The organism is Pseudomonas sp. IT-P100, assembly GCF_949767185.1.
GTDB classification, from domain to species: domain Bacteria; phylum Pseudomonadota; class Gammaproteobacteria; order Pseudomonadales; family Pseudomonadaceae; genus Aquipseudomonas; species Aquipseudomonas fluorescens_B.
Genome location: NZ_CATKQK010000011.1, coordinates 748,816 through 766,647 on the forward strand (window position 1 = coordinate 748,816; position 17,832 = coordinate 766,647).

Annotated in this window: 15 protein-coding genes; 12 read left to right on the top strand and 3 right to left on the bottom strand. The window is 61.0% G+C overall.

Translation table 11 applies throughout. The annotated features are described in order from the left end of the window. Positions 1–66: 66 nt before the first annotated feature. On the top strand, positions 67–942 hold the full coding sequence (locus ACM6IQ_RS11875; RefSeq protein ID WP_414878851.1) for a LysR family transcriptional regulator: 876 nt from the start codon (positions 67–69) through the stop codon (positions 940–942). A gap of 93 nt (positions 943–1,035) precedes the next feature. Here ACM6IQ_RS11875 and ACM6IQ_RS11880 read toward each other — a convergent pair whose 3' ends face one another. Next, positions 1,036–1,758 carry a pirin family protein gene (locus ACM6IQ_RS11880; protein ID WP_017337922.1) on the bottom strand — a complete coding sequence of 241 codons (723 nt, stop codon included), beginning with the start codon at positions 1,756–1,758 and terminating at the stop codon, positions 1,036–1,038. Positions 1,759–2,017: 259 nt separating this feature from the next. Between ACM6IQ_RS11880 and ACM6IQ_RS11885 the strand changes: the two genes are divergently transcribed. Next, positions 2,018–2,968, top strand: coding sequence for a GlxA family transcriptional regulator (locus ACM6IQ_RS11885; RefSeq protein ID WP_414878852.1), 951 nt, complete (start codon positions 2,018–2,020; stop codon positions 2,966–2,968). Between the two features lie 177 nt (positions 2,969–3,145). Then, positions 3,146–4,630, top strand: coding sequence for an ATP-binding protein (locus ACM6IQ_RS11890; RefSeq protein WP_414878853.1), 1,485 nt, complete (start codon positions 3,146–3,148; stop codon positions 4,628–4,630). Here ACM6IQ_RS11890 and ACM6IQ_RS11895 read toward each other — a convergent pair. Further along, positions 4,595–7,399, bottom strand: a complete 2,805-nt coding sequence (locus ACM6IQ_RS11895; protein ID WP_414878854.1) for an ATP-binding protein — start codon at positions 7,397–7,399, stop codon at positions 4,595–4,597. The two genes, ACM6IQ_RS11890 and ACM6IQ_RS11895, sit on opposite strands and share 36 nt — an antisense overlap. 357 nt (positions 7,400–7,756) lie before the next feature. Here ACM6IQ_RS11895 and ACM6IQ_RS11900 point away from each other — a divergent pair, with 357 nt between their 5' ends. The 3 genes from ACM6IQ_RS11900 (at position 7,757) to ACM6IQ_RS11910 (ending at position 10,702) form a co-directional block, all read left to right on the top strand. Then, on the top strand, positions 7,757–8,332 hold the full coding sequence (locus tag ACM6IQ_RS11900; RefSeq protein ID WP_017337926.1) for a flavodoxin family protein: 576 nt from the start codon (positions 7,757–7,759) through the stop codon (positions 8,330–8,332). Between the two features lie 31 nt (positions 8,333–8,363). After that, positions 8,364–9,188, top strand: a complete 825-nt coding sequence (locus ACM6IQ_RS11905) for an alpha/beta fold hydrolase (RefSeq protein ID WP_017337927.1) — start codon at positions 8,364–8,366, stop codon at positions 9,186–9,188. 71 nt (positions 9,189–9,259) lie between these two features. Then, positions 9,260–10,702 (top strand): catalase, encoded by a 1,443-nt coding sequence (locus ACM6IQ_RS11910; protein ID WP_144425245.1) that lies wholly within the window; start codon positions 9,260–9,262, stop codon positions 10,700–10,702. Between the two features lie 29 nt (positions 10,703–10,731). On the opposite strand, the gene ACM6IQ_RS11915 is transcribed toward ACM6IQ_RS11910, so the two are convergent. Beyond that, a complete protein-coding gene (locus ACM6IQ_RS11915) occupies positions 10,732–11,187 on the bottom strand; it encodes a helix-turn-helix domain-containing protein (RefSeq protein WP_017337929.1) in 456 nt (151 codons plus the stop codon). 212 nt (positions 11,188–11,399) lie between these two features. Between ACM6IQ_RS11915 and ACM6IQ_RS11920 the strand changes: the two genes are divergently transcribed. The 6 genes from ACM6IQ_RS11920 (at position 11,400) to ycaC (ending at position 17,714) form a co-directional block, all read left to right on the top strand. Further along, positions 11,400–12,383: an MBL fold metallo-hydrolase gene (locus ACM6IQ_RS11920; protein WP_017337930.1), complete on the top strand. Its 984-nt coding sequence runs from the start codon at positions 11,400–11,402 to the stop codon at positions 12,381–12,383. Positions 12,384–12,414: 31 nt separating this feature from the next. Next, positions 12,415–13,335: a LysR family transcriptional regulator gene (locus tag ACM6IQ_RS11925; protein ID WP_017337931.1), complete on the top strand. Its 921-nt coding sequence runs from the start codon at positions 12,415–12,417 to the stop codon at positions 13,333–13,335. Between the two features lie 847 nt (positions 13,336–14,182). Beyond that, positions 14,183–14,599, top strand: a complete 417-nt coding sequence (locus tag ACM6IQ_RS11930; RefSeq protein ID WP_017337932.1) for a DoxX family protein — start codon at positions 14,183–14,185, stop codon at positions 14,597–14,599. Further along, on the top strand, positions 14,592–15,182 hold the full coding sequence (locus ACM6IQ_RS11935; protein WP_414878855.1) for an antibiotic biosynthesis monooxygenase: 591 nt from the start codon (positions 14,592–14,594) through the stop codon (positions 15,180–15,182). Before ACM6IQ_RS11930 ends, ACM6IQ_RS11935 begins: the two co-directional genes overlap by 8 nt. Further along, positions 15,179–17,017, top strand: coding sequence for an amidohydrolase (locus ACM6IQ_RS11940; protein ID WP_414878856.1), 1,839 nt, complete (start codon positions 15,179–15,181; stop codon positions 17,015–17,017). The genes ACM6IQ_RS11935 and ACM6IQ_RS11940 overlap by 4 nt, the downstream gene beginning before the upstream one ends. 70 nt (positions 17,018–17,087) lie before the next feature. After that, complete coding sequence (ycaC, locus tag ACM6IQ_RS11945; protein ID WP_008032694.1) at positions 17,088–17,714, top strand: isochorismate family cysteine hydrolase YcaC; 627 nt, start codon at positions 17,088–17,090, stop codon at positions 17,712–17,714. Positions 17,715–17,832 lie beyond the last annotated feature (118 nt).

Below are 17,832 nucleotides of genomic sequence, written 5' to 3' on the forward strand. Positions count from 1 at the left end.
TTACTGATTCATTAGCGCAGCGAGTTTGCGCTATCGTGATGCATATATGCATCAGTGGAGGTCCGTATGAATTGGGATGACGCGCGAGTCTTTCTGGCGGTTTGCCGGGAATCGACGCTACGCGGCGCAGCGCGAGTGCTGGGCGTTGATCAGGCCACCGTCGGGCGGCGAATCACGGCACTGGAAAAGTCCTTGAGTGCGACGCTGTTTCTGCGCACGTCCGAGGGGTACGCGCTGACGGCGGTGGGCGAGGCGGCGTTGAAAGCTGTGGAAAAAATGGAGCATTCCGCACTGGAGCTCGAACGACGGATTCAAGGGCTTGATGATCGACTGACGGGCACCGTTCGGGTCAGCACCACGGACTCCATGGCCATCGACTTCCTGATCCCGGCCATTGCCCGCTTGCATGAGCAGCACCCCGACGTGCGAGTGCAACTGGACGCTTCGACGCAAATTATCAGCCTGTCGAAACGCGAAGCCGACATCGCCGTGCGCAACACCCGACCGGATAACCCGGACCTGATCGCCCGGCGCATTGCGCGTTGGCCGGTGGGACTGTTTGCTTCCAGAGACTATGTGGGCGCCCACGGCGTGCCGGCGCCGGGCTCCGCGTTCGAGGGGCATGATCTGGTGGTGTATCAGCCGTATTTGCAGGGCCACAAGGACATGACGCTGGTTTCGGAACCGCTGGGGCGCGGCCGCATCGTGTCGAGCTTGAGTTCCGGCCTGCTGGTGCGCCGAGCCATTGCCGCCGGAATCGGACTGGGGGAAATTCCGGTGTACATGGGGGAGAGGGACGGGCTGGTCCGGCTGTGGCCAGAGCGCACGCGACCGGTACCGTATGACGTGTGGCTGGTGACCCACGAGGATTTGCGGCATACCGCCAGGGTTCGTGTGGTCATTGATGAGATTGTGGCGGTGTTTTCGGGGACGGGTGAGTAAAGCTTGAAAGATCGCAGCCTCGCTCCGCTCGACAGCTCCTACAGGGATTGACATGTAGGAGCTGTCGAGCGGAGCGAGGCTGTTATCCCAGGGTTATGGCATTTCCGGCAATTCCTGAGGACGCAGGTCGAACACCAACACTTCGGCATCGACGCCATTGCTCAAGCTCAACAATTGTTCATCCCGAACCCGTACGCCATCGCCTTCCTGCAATACCATGCCGTTGAGTTCGACACTGCCACGAGCCACATGCACATAGGCGTACCGATTGGCGGCCAGTTCCAGGGTGGCGGATTCCTTGCCGTCGATCAGCCCGGCATACACCCGTGCATCCTGGCGCACCTGTAGCGAACCGTTTTTCCCCTCGGGGGAGATGATCAGTTGCAGGCGGCCGCGTTTTTTCTGCGTGCTGAAGTGCTCTTGCTGATAGCGCGGTTTGGCGCCGCTGACGTCCGGCACAATCCAGATTTGCAGGAAGTGCACGCCACGGGTGGCCGAGTGGTTGTACTCGCTATGCGCCACGCCGCTGCCGGCGCTCATCAATTGCACGTCACCGGGGCGGATCACCGAACCGGTACCCAGGGTGTCCTTGTGTTCAAGGGCACCTTCGAGCACATAGGAGAAGATCTCCATGTCGCGATGCGGGTGCTGGCCGAAGCCTTTGCCGGCGGCGACGCGGTCATCGTTGATCACCAGCAGGTCGGAAAAACCCTGCTCTTTCGGGTTGCGGTAGTTGGCGAAGGAAAAGGTGTGGAACGACTTCAACCAACCGTGATTGGCCGCGCCGCGATCGGAAGCTTTGCGAAGGGTCAGCATGATGAAATCTCCTGTTGGGACGTTGATTCGTCCGAGTGAGGAGAAGGTTAATGTTTATCGGTTTGTGCAATAAGTAGATGAAAATTGAAATACTGTCTCGTTCAGGTTGACAATAATGGGTAGGCTGTTCCTGTTCCATTGGCCATAATGCATATCACTGCCTTAATGCCGAGCACATAACGTGCAGGAGCCAGCAAGCCGGTTCCTGCAGGGTGGGTGTTCAGCCAGTAATCCTTTTTTGACTTCAGTGATGTAACCCATGAAAACCGTAGCAATGGTGCTGTTTCCCGACTTTCTCCTGCTCGACATGGCCGGGCCCATGGAGGTGTTTTCCATCGCCAATCGCTACCTGGAGCCGGCACAGCGTTATGAGCTGATGACCATTGGCACCGCACACGGGGCATTGCGTGCGTCCAACGGCGTCAACGTTCACCCCGACATGCACATTGATCAGGCGGATCAGGCCTACGATCTCTTGCTGGTGCCTGGCGGTCCCGGTGCCTACAACGAAAAGCACCCGCCGTTACTCCACTGGTTGCAAAACGCCGTCAGCCGCGCAGGCTGCTATGGCTCGATTTGCACCGGCGCCTTCGTGCTTGGGCACGCCGGCTTGCTCGACGGTTACCGCGTCACCACCCATTGGCATTACACAGAACGGCTGATCAAGGGCTTCCCGAAGGCGACAGTGGAGACCGACCGGATTTACGTGCAGGACCGCAACCTCATCACCTCCGGCGGCGTTACGGCCGGCATCGACCTCGCGTTGTCAGTCGTCGCCGAAGACCACGGCAAGAAAGTCGCCCAGGACGTGGCCAAGGTGTTGCTGGTGGTGATGAAGCGCCAGGGCGGCCAGGCGCAATTCAGTCCGTTGATGGCCACCATCGCGCCCCATGAAACGCCAGTGACCCGCGTGCAGAATTATGTGCTTGAGCATCTGGATGAGGCATTCAGCATTGAACGCATGGCGGGCCTGGCCACCATGAGTCCCCGTCATTTCGCCAGGGTGTTCGCCCGGGAAGTGAACATGACCCCGATGGAATTCCTGCAAAGCGCGCGCATCGACTGCGCCAGGAATCTCCTGGAAACCACTGACTTGCCGCTCAAGACCGTGGCGTTCAAAAGTGGCTTCGGCAGTGTTCGGCACATGCGGTTCCTGTTCAGTGAAAAACTTGGATTGACGCCGACCCTGTACCGGGAACAGTCGAGCTAGAGCCTTCTTGTCCGTCTTGCGCACTGTGATGGCCGTGATGCTCCCATCTTCGCAGTTGTACCTTCACCGATGCCTGCCAAGATACTGCTGAACTCTTTGCAATGGAGGTGCGTGAGCCTGGCGCGCGATGAATGTGCAGTCCTTTTAGCCGCCCCGGGTTTGCGCACGTGAACGTGCATGAACAGCATGACAAATTTGAACAGCGATGCAGTGCTGCAATTCGGCCCCTACGCACTCCACCTGCGGCAACGGTTGATCCTGGACGGTGACCGGCCGCTGCGCATGGGCGGGCGGGCCCTGGATATCCTGCAGGTGCTGGTCCAGCGTGCAGGCACTGTCGTCAGCAAGGACGAATTGATCGCGCTCGTCTGGCCGACTTCGGTGGTCGAGGACATCAACCTGCGTGTGCACATCGCAGCGCTGCGTCGCGCCTTGGGCGACGGGCAGAACGGGCAGCGCTATATCGTCAACATTCCCCAACGGGGCTACAGCTTCATTGCGGTGGTGCAACGTGTGCCGGCGTGTTCTCTGGTGTCGATCGAGACGGCTCAAAAACTTCAACACAACCTGCACGCGCGGCTCACACCGGTCACCGGTCGCGATTCGATCGTCGGCAGCCTGGTCCGGCAATTGCCGGTTCGACGCTTCATGACCCTGGTGGGGCCCGCTGGCATCGGCAAGACCACCGTGGCGTTGCGCGTGGCCGAACTGCTTTTGCAGCACTATCAGGACGGCGTCTGGCTGGTCGATCTCGCGGCAATCGATGATCCGGCGCAGGTGGTCGATCAGCTGACCCGGGCGCTTGAACTGGAGGTCGGGACGACACTCGATACGTTACAGCAGCGCCATGCTTTGCTGGTGCTGGACAATTGCGAGCACCTGCTCGAACGCTGCCGCACGCTGGTCGAGGACCTGCTGAAGTCCGCACCGCGTCTGTCGATCCTGGTTACCAGTCGAGAGCCGCTCAACGCGCAGGGAGAATCGGTCCAGCGTTTGCCGCCACTGGCGGTGCCGCCGGCGTCGGCATTGCACAGTGTGGCGGAGGCCATGGGCTATTCGGCGGTGCAACTGTTCGTCAGTCGCGCCCGTGCCCGTCAGCAAGGGTTTGCCCTGCGCGAACAGGACCTCAAGGCTGTGCGCGAAATCTGTCGTCGCCTCGATGGAATACCGTTGGCCATCGAGTTGGCGGCCGCACAAATCGACGCGTTGGCGCTGGTGGGCGTGCAAGCCCAACTCGACAACTGTTTTCAGCTTCTGAGCCACGGCCGGCGCACCGCCGTGCCCCGCCATCAAACCCTTAAAGCCGCGCTGGACTGGAGCTATGAACACCTGAGTCCGCTGGAGCAAACCGTGTTGAAGCGTCTGGCGGTGTTCAAAATGGCCTTTACACTGGACGCGGCGATTGGCGTGCTCGGTTGCACGGCGCTGCTGCCCGGACGTGTGATTGAGGTGGTGGAAAGCCTGGCGCTGAAATCGCTGCTGTCGCTGGAGCAGGGCGGTGGATTGAGCCGATACCGCTTTCTCAATACCACGCGCGCCTACGCCCTCGAAAAACTTGAACACAGCGGTGAGCTGCGGACCTTGGAAATGCGTTACGCCCGCTACATCAGCCGGACGCGCTGGACATCAAGCGGGCAGGTGGCGTTGCAACTCATCGAGTAACCGGCGCACCTTGGTCAGGTCTGGCGTGGCAAAACCCTCAGTGAACCGGTTATAGACCGGCAACAGCAACGTATGGGCTTGCCGGTGCCGGCCCTGTCGCTGCCAAAGCTGTGCCAGTGAAGTGGCGCTACGCAATTCCCAGGCAAGGGCGCCCTGGTGTTTTGCCACGTTCAAGGCCCGAATCAACACGGCTTCGGCTGCTTCGGTTTTCAACGGGCAACCTTGCGCCAGCAGTGCATCAGCCCTGGCGCGGAGGATTTCCGCCGTGCTCCAGCCGGCCATGCCGGTGTCCGCCCGTTGCAAGGAGGCGTCATCGACGAAGCCGGTGTCCAGCGTGACCATGATGTCCTTGATCAGCCCCACGCCCGGCAGGAGGGACGAGCGCACCTCGGCGTGGTCGATCACCTGGGCGTAGTGCAGGGCCCAGGTGTAGAACAGCAGTACCGAGTGTTTTTGCGCTTGTTCCAGCAGCAGACGCAAGAGTTCGCGAGCGGTGCGGGTGTCGCCGTTGTAGTGAGCGATCAGGCAACTGGCCAGCGCCAGGGTGTAGCAGATGGAGGTGCCGTGGTTGATCTGCAGGGCAATGTCCAGTGCCTGTCGGGCCGTGCGCCAGGCTTGTTCCGGTTGACCCTGCAACCAGAGAATGCGCGCCAGAATCGTCAGCGAGGCGACGCTCTGGTCGTATTGCACACCAAAACCGTGGGTGAAGCGGTTGAGATGCCCGCTCTGGGTCATGCGTTGGAGAACCTGTTCGGCATTCAACCGCGCCTGTGGCTGGTCCCCGGCAAAATGCAGGGCCAATACCCGCAAGCGGTGGGTGCTGAGGGACAGCACCGGATCGCCGTGCACGCCCAACCGATCAAATTGCCGGCTCTGCTCGAGGGCCATTTGATAGTGGGCGCAACTGAGGTTGACCGCCATGTGGCCGGACACGGCTCGCAGTTGACCGGCCAGGTCGTCGCACTGTCTCGCCAGAGTCCTGGCGCTGACGAAAGCCTCGACGGTTTCCGCCGTGCCGCCCTGGGTGTGATAACACGAGCTGCCGAGGGCCAGCTTGAGGGCCATTTTCAGCCGAGGGCAAGGCTCGGGCGCGGCGTCCAGCAAGGCCAGCGCCTTGCGCACGTACACGCCGTGCTCCCTGAGCAGCGACAATTCCTGCCACAGCGGAGCTGACGTCGCAGCGAGGCGTATCGCCAAGGCTTGCGGCCCTTGCGCGTTCAATCCCCAGTCGAGGGCGGCACGGATGTCTTCCAGGCTGCGGGCATATCGCTCGATCCACGTGCACGTCTGGATCGCCTCCCATTCGTGCTGGGCCTGATGCATCAAGGCCAGGCAGCGTTCGGCGTGACGTTTTCGGGTGTCGGGCAGGTCGGTGGCCTGGTCGAGTTTTTCCAGCGCATAACTGCGGGTCGTGTCGAGCAGACGGTAAAACACCTCTTCATCACCGACCTCAACGTTCAACAGCGATTTGGCCACCAGTTGGGTGATCGATCCAAACACCTCACGGGGTTCGATGTGTTCGCCGACGATCACTGCCGCAGCGGACTCCAGTGTGAAACCGCCCCTGAACACACCCAGTCGGCGCAGGCAGACTTGCTCACAGGGGCTGAGCAGTTCGAAGCTCCAGTCCAGCGTGGCGCGCAGGGTTTGATGCCGGCCCAAGGTGGTCTGACAGCCTTGGGTGAGCAGGCGAAAGCTGCCCTGCAGTTGCGTCAGCAATCCGCTCAATCCGAGGCTGTTGACTTGCGCGGCCGCCAGTTCGATCGCCAGTGGAATGCCGTCCAGGCGCCGGCAGATTTCAATCGCCAGCGGCAGTTCGTCATCGGTCAGTTCGAAACTGTCGTGGCTGGCCATCGCCCGCTCGACAAACAGTTGCAAGGCCGAAAACGTCAGGGCCTGGGCGCGGTCGAGCACGGCGATGGGCGGGGGGCAGTCCAGTGACCCAAGGCGCTGGACGAATTCACCTTCGGCCCGCAGGCTCTCGCGGCTCGTGGCCAGAATATGCACCTCGGGCGCGGCGCGCAGAAGGCTTTCACTCAGCAAGGCGACCGCGTCGATCAGGTGTTCGCAGTTATCGATCACCAACAACATTTGCCGATCGCGCAGGAATGCCGCGAGGCCGCTCATCGGTTCGGCGCCGTGCAAGGGCAGTTCGAGCAAGGTCGCCAGATGCGCGGTGATCATCGCCGGGTCGTTGATCGGTGCCAGGTCCAGCAGGCGAATGCCGTCCCGATAACGCCCGATCAGTTGCTCGGCGACGCGCAGGGCCACGGTGGTCTTGCCGATCCCGCCGGGACCGACCAGGGTGATGAATCGCTGGCGTGACAACTGCACCACCAGACTGTCGACGAGGGACTGACGCCCGATCATGCGGGTTCGACGCACCGGCAGGTTGTGGACGCTCGGCGCCGGTGCCTGACTCGCCGCGGGTTGCTCGATGTATCCCAGCGAATACGGCGCGACAAAGCTATAGCCACGCTGGGCCACGGTGACAATGTACCGCTGACCGGCCTGACCATCGCCCAGCGCCTTGCGCAATGCCGCCATGTGCACCCGAAGGTTAATGTCTTCGACAACGCTTTTGGGCCAGACCCTGGCGATCAGTTCCTGTTTGCTGACCACATTCCCGGCGTGCTCCAGAAGGATCAGCAGAATGTCCATGGCACGCCGGCCCAGACGCACGGGATGCTCTGCTTCCATCACCAGGCGTTGGCCGGGATAGATCCGGTAGGGGCCGAAATGGATGGCCTGTACGGGTGAAAGGGACAACGGGGCACTCCTGCTTGCAACCGTCTGGTATGCGGTTCTCGAACATATTCGTCAGGTTTGTCGATCTGTGCAATGCACGGTGCAATGGTTTTCGGAGGGCATCTGGCCCGGCCGTTTGCCGTCTTTGTTCGTGAGTTCCGTATTTATTGGGCGCGGTACTCGCAAAGGTGATGTCGGGGCTTTTGGCGCGCCAGGGAAAATTAACAACGTTTAACTCGTGCTGCGTCTGGTCTACGCCCAAAACTCTGCTTCTTCAACATCCACCGGTCAGCTGCAGTGAAAACCTGTGGGAGCGGCGTTGGCTGGCTGGTACTGAGCCTTGTTGCAAAGGGAATGATTCGTCATGAGGACGCCGGAATGAGCAACGTGGTGGTGGTCTATCACAGTGGCTACGGGCACACCCGGGTCATGGCCGAGGCCGTGGCCCAAGGTGTGGAACGGCACCTGGGCAGCACGTGCCTGCTGATTCCGGTCGAGGACGTGCACCAGCATTGGGACCGTTTGCACAACGCCGACGCGATCATCTTTGGCGCGCCGACCTACATGGGCAGCGCCTCGGCGCGCTTCAAGGGGTTCATGGAAGCCACGGCGGCGTTCTACCTGGCTCAACCCTGGCGCGACAAACTGGCTGCCGGTTTCACCAATTCCGGCTGCCTGTGCGGCGACAAACTCAATACCTTGCTGCAGATGGCGGTTTTCGCCGCCCAGCATTCAATGATCTGGGTCGGTCTCGACCTGCTGCCCGCGCGCTCCGGCGTCGGCGTGTTCGACGGGCAACTCAACCGCCTCGGCAGCTCGCTGGGCGCCATGGCGCAATCGAATGTCGAACAGTCCCCCGAATTCGCACCGCCCGCCGAAGACCGTTGCACTGCCGCGCACCTGGGCGAGCGCGTGGCGCGGCTGGCCGATCGCATGAGCCACTCACCGGTTTGATTCACCCCGACACTCACTAAGGAGACATCGCATGAGTACGTTCACGACCCGAGACGGAACCGAGATCTACTACAAGGACTGGGGCACCGGTCAGCCCATCGTCTTCAGCCACGGCTGGCCACTGAACGCCGACAGCTGGGAATCGCAGATGATCTTCCTCGCCTCCCAAGGCTACCGGGTGATCGCCCACGACCGCCGTGGTCACGGCCGTTCCAGTCAGCCGTGGACCGGCAACGACATGGACACCTACGCCGATGACCTGGCGCAACTGATCGAGTTGCTGGACCTGAAAGACGCCGTGCTGTTCGGCTTCTCCACCGGCGGCGGCGAAGTGGCGCGTTACATCGGTCGCCATGGTACTGGCCGGGTGGCCAAGGCCGGGCTGATTTCCTCGGTGCCGCCGCTGATGCTCAAGACCGAAGCCAACCCCGGCGGTTTGCCGATTGAAGTGTTTGACGGCATTCGTCAGGCCTCCCTGGCCGATCGTTCGCAACTCTACATCGACCTCGCCAGCGGTCCGTTCTTCGGCTTCAACAAGCCGGACGCCAAACCCTCGCAAGGCATGATCGACTGGTTCTGGATGCAAGGCATGACCTCCGGCCACAAGAACGCTTATGACTGCATCAAGGCGTTCTCCGAAACCGACTTCACCGAAGACCTGAAGAAGTTCGACGTGCCGACCCTGGTGGTGCATGGCGATGCGGACCAGGTGGTGCCGATTGAAGCTGCGGGGATCGCTTCGGCGAAACTGGTGAAAGGTTCTACGCTCAAGGTCTACCCGGGCGCGCCCCATGGCTTGACTGACACACACAAGGATCAGCTCAACGCCGATCTGCTGGCGTTCCTCAAGGGTTGATGCACACCGGCGCGGGCGTAGATCCGCGCCGTTTTTGCTCCTGATGAGCTGAATTCTTCGAGTACATGACCATGAAAAAGCTGACCAACGCCACCGGCGCGCCGGTGGTCGACAACCTCAATATCCAGACCGCCGGCCCTCGAGGGCCGGCACTTTTACAAGACATCTGGTTGCTGGAAAAACTCGCCCACTTCGACCGCGAACTGATCCCCGAGCGACGCATGCACGCCAAGGGGGCGGGCGCCTACGGCACGTTCACCGTCACCCATGACATCAGCCGCTACACCAAGGCCAGTATTTTCAGCGCCGTGGGCAAGGAAACGCCGCTGTTCGTGCGCTTCTCCTCGGTAGCCGGCGAGCGTGGCGCGGCGGATGCCGAGCGCGACATCCGTGGTTTCGCGGTGAAGTTCTATACCGACGAAGGCAACTGGGACATTGTCGGCAACAACACGCCGGTATTTTTCTTCCGCGACCCGCTGCGTTTCTCCGACCTCAACCACGTGGTCAAGCGCGACCCGCGCACCGGCCTGCGTAACGCCACCAGCAACTGGGATTTCTGGACCCTGCTGCCCGAGGCGCTGCACCAGGTGACCATCGTGATGAGCGATCGCGGGATTCCTACCAGCTTCCGTCATATGCACGGCTTCGGCAGTCATACCTTCAGCCTGATCGACCGCGACAACAAACGCGTTTGGGTGAAGTTTCATTTTGTCTGCCAGCAGGGTATCGAAAACCTCTCGGACGCCGAGGCAGAAGCCGTGGTCGGCAAGGATCGCGAAAGCAATCTGCGGGACTTGTACGAAGTCATCGAGCAGGGCAACTTTCCGCGCTGGAAATTGTGCATTCAGGTGATGGAAGAACAGCAGGCGATCAACTACCGGCACAACCCGTTCGACCTGACCAAGGTCTGGCCGCACGGCGAGTTTCCGCTGATTGAAGTGGGCATCATGGAGCTCAATCGCAACGCCGAAAACCACTTCGCCGAGATCGAGCAAGCGGCGTTCTCGCCCGCCAACGTGGTGCCGGGCGTGAGCTTCTCGCCGGACCGCATGCTCCAGGCGCGGCTGTTTTCCTACGGCGATGCCCAGCGTTATCGTCTGGGGGTGAACTTCAACCACATTCCGGTTAACGCCCCGCGTTGCCCGGCCCACAGTTACCATCGCGACGGCGCCATGCGCACGGACGGCAACCTGGGTGGCACCGCCAGCTATTTCCCGAACAGCGTCGGCGAGTGGCAGGATTCGCCGGAACTGGCCGAGCCACCGCTGCCCCTGGAAGGTTTTGCGCAACACTATGATCATCGGCTGGAGGAGGATCATTACGAGCAGCCGGGCAATCTGTTTCGTTTGCTGGATCCGGTGCGTAAACAGTTGCTGTTCGACAACACCGCGCGGGCCATGAACGGCGTGCCGCAGGCGATTCGTCAGCGCCATATCGACAATTGCACCAAGGCTGATCCGGCGTACGGGTTTGGCGTGGCCGAGGCGTTGGAACGGTTGGTGCCGTTGGTTTAATAAAGCAGGATCGCAGGCTTGAGCGGCGGCTACAGGGTTATGCACATACCTGCAGCCGCTGGCGAAGTCTGCGATCTTTTGCTGTCGAGCCCGCGCACAGCGCGGCAACGCCACGCAAACGGATTGATACCTTCGCTGCGGGTGAAGATGTGGCAGAAGTGTGCCTGGTCACAGAAGCCGCATTCGAGGCTGATCTGGGTCAGGCTGAGGTCGGTGCTCTGAATCAGTTGCTTGGCGCGGGCAATGCGCTGCTGGCGAATCCAGTCCTGGGGCGAGAGGCCGGTGCTGCACTTGAACGCGCGGGAGAAATGGCTGCGCGAGAGCGCGCAGGCGCGGGCCAGTTCGGTCACTTCTATGGTTTCCCCCAGACGTTCGAGGATCAGTTGCTTGGCCAGGCTTTCGCGCCACGGGGTCAGGCCGCCCGTGTTCTTCCTTGGCGTTTCAGTGACGGTCGCGCGAGCGACGTTTTGCTGAGAATGAGCCATGACAAATGTCCGTGTCGGTTGAGCGTCATTCTTGGGCGCGAGCGCTCTGGCAGGCGAGTTAAACGTTGTTAATTTCGTCTGTGCGCCGTTAAGGACAACCGTGCCAACTCAGCACATTGCTGCAATTTTCAGGACGCGGGGACCGTGCATGATTGATGTCATGTGGCGGACCCGGGCAGGGCCGCTTTTGCGATTCGATCAAGGGTGAAGGCATGAAACATTCTCTGATTTGCGCGTTGGGCCTCGCGATGGCGCTGGCGTCCGGCGTTTCCTCGGCTCAGGCACCGGCACAGGTGGGTTCGCAAGTGCCCGGCTACTTCCGATTGGCCGTAGGCGATTTTGAGGTGACCGCACTGTTTGATGGTTACAACGACCTGTCGCCCAAGCTGCTCAAGGGCTTGACCCAAAGCCAGATTCGCGCGCTGCTGGCTCGTCGCTCGATTGAAACGCCGGGCGTGCAGACCGCGTTCAACGCCTTTCTGATCAACACCGGCAAGCAATTGATCCTGGTGGATACCGGCGCCGGCCAATGCATCGGTGCGACGGCGGGCATGCTCTCGGACAACATGAAAGCCGCCGGCTATGAGCCTTCGCAGGTCGACACGATCCTGTTGACTCACCTGCACCTGGACCATGTCTGCGGACTGGTCGACGGCCAGCAGAAGCCGGTGTTTGCCAATGCCACGGTCTACGCCGCGAAGGCAGAAGCCGATTACTGGCTCGATCCCCAGGCCCTCGCCAAGGCCCCCGAGGGTGCCAAACCGTATTTCAAAATCGCCCAGGATTCCACGGCACCGTACGTCGCGGCAGGTCGCTTTAAAACGTTCGACGCCGGTCAGTCGCCTGTGCCGGGCGTCGAAGCCACGCTGGAAGCCGGACACACACCGGGCAGTACCACGTACCGTTTTACTTCCCAGGGGCAGAGCATCCTGTTCATGGGCGATCTGGTGCATAACCTTGCGGTGCAGTTCTCGCACCCGGAAGTCTCGATCGGATTTGACGTCAACAGTCAGCAGGCGATCAAAAGCCGCGCCAAAGTTTTCAGCGATGCCGCTGCGAGCAAGACCTGGGTGACGGCGGCGCACTTGCCGTTCCCGGGTATCGGTCACATCGCGGCAGAGGGCAAGCACTTCCAGTGGGTGCCGGTCGAATACGGCCCCTACAAACGAGCGGCGAAAGTCCCGCTGATCGAGTAAAGTCCGATGCCCTCCCAAGGAAACCGTGCCTATGAACCGTAACGATCTGCGTCGCGTCGACATGAACCTGTTGGTGATTTTCGAGGCGTTGATGTTCGAAAAGAACCTGACTCGCGTCGCCGAAAAACTGTTCATGGGGCAACCGGCGGTGAGTGCCGCGTTGGGACGGCTGCGGGATTTGTTCGACGATCCGTTGTTGCTGCGCAACGGTCGCGGTATGGAGCCGACCGGGCGGGCGCTGGCCATTCTCAAGGAGTTGCAGCCGGCGATGGATGTCATTTCCGGAGCGGTCAGCCGGGCGAAGGAATTCGATCCGACGACAAGTTGCGATGTGTTTCGCATTGGTCTGTCGGACGATGCCGAGTTTGGCTTGTTTCCGCCGTTGTTGCGGCAACTGCAGGAAGAGGCGCCGGGGATCGTCGTTGTGGTGCGTCGCGCCAACTATCTGCTGATGCCGGCGTTGCTGGCCTCGGGGGAGATTTCTGTGGGGGTGAGTTACACCACGGATTTGCCGGCGAATGCCAAGTGCAAGAAGTTGCGGGACATTCCGTGCAAGGTGCTGCGCGGTGATAAACGGCCGGGAACGCTGACGCTTGACGAGTACTGCGAACGGCCTCATGCGATGGTGTCGTTCTCGGGTGATTTGAGCGGCAATATCGATCTGGATCTGGCCAAGATCGGGCGGAGTCGGCGGGTGGTGTTGGGGGTGCCGCAGTTCAGTGGGTTGCGGGCGTTGCTGGCCGGGACCGAGATGGTTGCCACTGTGCCGGATTATGCGGCGTGTGCGTTGGTTGAAGGGTGTGGCTTGCGTGCCGAGGATCCGCCGTTTCCGATTGAGGCGGCGCAGTTGTCGATGGCCTGGAGCGGGGTGCATGACAATGATCCGGCGGAGCGGTGGTTGCGGTCTCGGATCAGTGAGTTCATGTCCAGGCCTTTGCCGATTGCGGGTTGAACGTGGCGGCCTTTGGGCCGACCAGGTTCTGGCTGATTGAGTACATATCCATTTCTGCGGTAACGGCGGCTGGCGGTTTCGCCCTTACGGCGACTCACTTTTTTTTCAAACGCCAAAAAAAAGTAAGCAAAAAAAGGCTCGCCCCGAGCGTCCGGCCCCTCGCTGAGGCTCGGCGTTCCTTCGCTCCGGTATTCATCCGGGGACACTGCCCTCCGGTCTGCTTCGCGACGACCTACATGCAGCGTGTTCGACTGCGTCGAACGGCGCTGCGCGCCACTCCCCGGATGAACACCTCCACTCAGCCTCCCGAAGGGGCGGGTGGATCAAGATCAAGAGCGCAAGGCGAGCTAACGCTCGGCCTCGTGGTTTGGTGGGTGGGGGGCGCTGATTCATTGCGTGGGATGGCGGCCTGACAGCCGACCCGATTTCCGCTGATGCCCCCGATCCCTGTGGGAGCTGGCCTGCCGGCGATGGCGGCCTGACAGCCGGCCTGTTCTTGCGGATGTACCGGAATCCTGTGGGAGCTGGCCTGCCGGCGATGGCGGCCTGACAGCCGACCTGTTCTTGCGGATGTACCGGAATCCTGTGGGAGCTGGCCTGCCAGCGATGGCGGCCTGACAGCCGACCTGTTCTTGCGGATGTACCGGAATCCTGTGGGAGCTGGCCTGCCAGCGATGGCGGTATGCCAGTCAATATCACGCTCAATGACCCATCGCATTCGCGGGGGGATGAGCGACGGCATTCAAAAAGAGCACGTACATTCAATTTTCTCCGCCCCCACACCGGCACTATCAAACGAGTTCCCGGCGCATTGACGCCGTTGGTTTTTCATTTGTGCAGGTAACCCATGAACGTTTCGCAATGGGATGAACGGGTCCAGGACGTCGGGCTGTTTTTTTTGCGGGTCAGCGGTGGTCTGTTTTTGCTGTGGGTGCATGGTCTGCCGAAGCTGCTTAACTACAGCGCTCAGCTGCAAGTCATCGAAGACCCTTTTCACCTGGGCGCGAATGTCACGCTGATGATGGCGATTTTTGCCGAGGTGTTGTGTCCGCTGCTGATCATCTTCGGGGTGTTGGTGCGTCTGGCGTGCCTGCCGATTCTGTGTGTGTTGTGGGTCGCGTTGCTGGTTGTGCACCCGCAATGGAGCCTCGATGAAGGGCAGTTCGGCTGGCTGCTGTTGATTCTGTTCACCAGCATTCTTATCGCCGGGCCGGGACGGCTGGCGCTCAATGTCCGATTTGCCGGAGCTTTGCGTTATGCCTGAATCCAATCGTTTCGAAGAAGTCGTGACCCTGGTCATCAAGCATCGGGTCAAGGCCGGTTTTGAAGTGCCCTATGAAGCCTGGTTGCGCAACATCGTCAGCATTGCCGGGCAGCAGGAAGGGCACTTGGGCGTTGATGTGATTCGCGGCAAAAACGCCGGCCTCGACCTGTACACCTGCGTGCTGCGCTTTTGTTCTACCGAAGCGATGCAGCACTGGCTTGATTCGCCGCAACGGCTGCAACTGGTCAACGAAGCCACGCCGATGCTGGCGGACGGCGACCAGACCGAGGTCAATCCGGTCAACGAGTTCTGGTTCGCGCCGCAGGCTGACGCCGGTTCACCGCCGCCGCGCTGGAAGCAGGCGGTGGTGACGTTGTTGGTGATTCTGCCGCACACCTTGCTGGTGCCGCTGATCTGGGGTCCGCTGCTGCGGCTCAACGCATTTTTGTCCAATTACGTGGTCGCCACGTTCCTGATCACGCTGACCATCGTCGTCTCGGTGGTGTACCTGTTCATGCCGATGGCGACGCGGTTGTTCGCGCCTTGGCTGTCCTCTTCCACTCAGCCCAAGGAAACGCGATGAACGCCGATCTGATTCTATTCAATGGCCAATTTCATACCGTTGACCGTCAAAACCCGCTCGCCAGTGCCGTGGCCATCAGCGACGGTCGCTTCGTCGCGGTCGGTACCGACGCCGAAGCCATGGCCCTGCGCGGTTCCGGCACCCAGGTCATCGACCTCAAGGGCCGCTGCGTCATTCCCGGTCTCAACGATTCGCACCTGCACCTGATCCGTGGTGGTTTGAATTACAACCTCGAACTGCGCTGGGAAGGCGTGCCGTCGCTGGCCGACGCCTTGCGGATGCTCAAGGATCAGGCTGACCGCACGCCGACGCCACAATGGGTACGGGTGGTGGGTGGCTGGAACGAATTCCAGTTCGCCGAAAAGCGTATGCCGACCCTCGAAGAGCTCAACCAGGCCGCGCCCGATACCCCGGTGTTCGTGCTGCACTTGTACGACCGTGCCTTGCTCAACCGCGCTGCCTTGCGCGTGGCCGGCTATACCCGCAACACGCCGAACCCGCCGGGTGGCGAGATCGTGCGCGACAGCAACGGCGAGCCGACCGGCATGCTGGTCGCGCGACCGAACGCGATGATTTTGTACTCGACCCTGGCCAAAGGGCCGAAGCTGCCGCTGGAATATCAGGTCAACTCGACCCGGCAATTCATGCGCGAACTCAACCGTCTCGGCCTGACCAGCGCCATCGACGCCGGCGGTGGTTTCCAGAATTATCCGGACGATTACCAGGTGATCGAGCAGTTGGCGAAGGACCGGCAACTGACCATCCGCATCGCCTACAACCTGTTCACCCAGAAGCCCAAGGAAGAACTGGCCGACTTCAAGAACTGGACCAGCAGCGTCACCCTGCACCAGGGCGACGATTACCTGCGGCACAACGGCGCCGGGGAAATGCTGGTGTTCTCGGCGGCGGATTTCGAGGACTTCCTCGAGCCGCGTCCGGACTTGCCGCAAACCATGGAAGACGAGCTGGAGCCAGTGGTGCGCCACTTGGTGGAGCAGCGCTGGCCGTTCCGTTTGCACGCTACGTACAACGAATCCATCAGCCGCATGCTCGACGTGTTCGAGAAGGTCAACCGCGACATTCCGTTCAACGGCTTGCCATGGTTTTTCGATCACGCCGAAACCATCACTCCACAGAATATCGAGCGGGTGAGGGCGTTGGGCGGCGGCATTGCGATTCAGGATCGCATGGCGTTCCAGGGCGAATATTTTGTCGAGCGTTACGGCGCCAAGGCTGCCGAAGCGACGCCGCCGATCAAGCGCATGCTGGCCGAAGGTGTACCGGTCGGCGCCGGCACCGACGCGACGCGAGTGTCCAGTTATAACCCCTGGACCTCGTTGTACTGGATGGTCAGCGGTCGAACCGTTGGTGGCCTGGAGCTGCACGCCGAGGGACTGTCCCGTCAAACCGCGCTGGAACTGTTCACCCACGGCAGCGCCTGGTTCTCTTCCGAGCAGGGCAAGAAAGGCATGATCAAGGTCGGCCAACTGGCTGACGTCGCGGCCCTGAGCGCAGATTTTTTCAGTGTCGACGAAGAAGCGATCAAGTGGATCGAATCGGTGTTGACCGTGGTCGGCGGCAAGGTGGTGTACGCCGCCGGTGATTTCGAAAAACTCGGCCCGGCCAGTGTGCCGGTGCTGCCGGACTGGTCACCGGTGGTGAAGGTGCCGGGTCATTGGCGCCCGACGTCGCCGATGCAGGCGCAGGTTCACCATTGCAGCGGGCCGTGCGGCGTGCATGCCCACAGCCATGAAAAGGCGCGTTTGTCGAATGCGCCGGTCAGCGATTTCGCGGGTTTCTGGGGCGCCTTTGGCTGCTCGTGCTTTGCGTTCTGACGATCACAAGAAAGCGCCGATGCAGCGGTGTCGGCGCCTGATGTAACACCCATCCATCGAGGAGCTTCACATGAGCAACGTTCCGTACAAACGCCTGAACAAAGACGATGCGGTTGTCCTGTTGGTCGACCATCAGACCGGTCTGATCTCGCTGGTTCAGGACTTCTCGCCGAACGAATTCAAGAACAACGTGTTGGCCCTGGGTGACGTGGCCAAGTTCTTCAAACTGCCGACCATCCTCACCACCAGCTTCGAAAACGGCCCGAACGGCCCGATGGTTCCGGAATTGAAAGAGCAGTTCCCGGACGCACCGTACATCCCGCGTCCAGGCCAGATCAACGCCTGGGACAACGAAGATTTCGTCAAGGCTGTCAAAGCCACTGGCCGCAAGCAACTGATCATCGCCGGTGTGGTGACTGACGTTTGCGTGACCTTCCCGACGCTGTCGGCGCTGGCCGAAGGGTTTGAAGTGTTCGTGGTGACCGACGCTTCGGGCACCTTCAACGAAACCGTGCAACAGGCCGCCTGGGCGCGCATGGCGGCGGCCGGTGCTCAACTGGTCAACTGGTTCTCGGTGGCGTGCGAGCTGCAGGGCGACTGGCGCAACGACATGGAAGGCCTGGCGAACCTGCTGTCGCCGCGCATTCCAAACTACCGCAATCTGATGAACAGCTATTCGGTGCTCACCTCGAAGTAAGCCGACCGGCCATGAAAAATACCCGCCAATGTGCGGGTATTTTTTTGTCTCAATGAGCCCTTCTGTGGCGAGGGAGCTTGCTCCCGCTTGAGTGCGAAGCACTCATAAACAGGGGCCG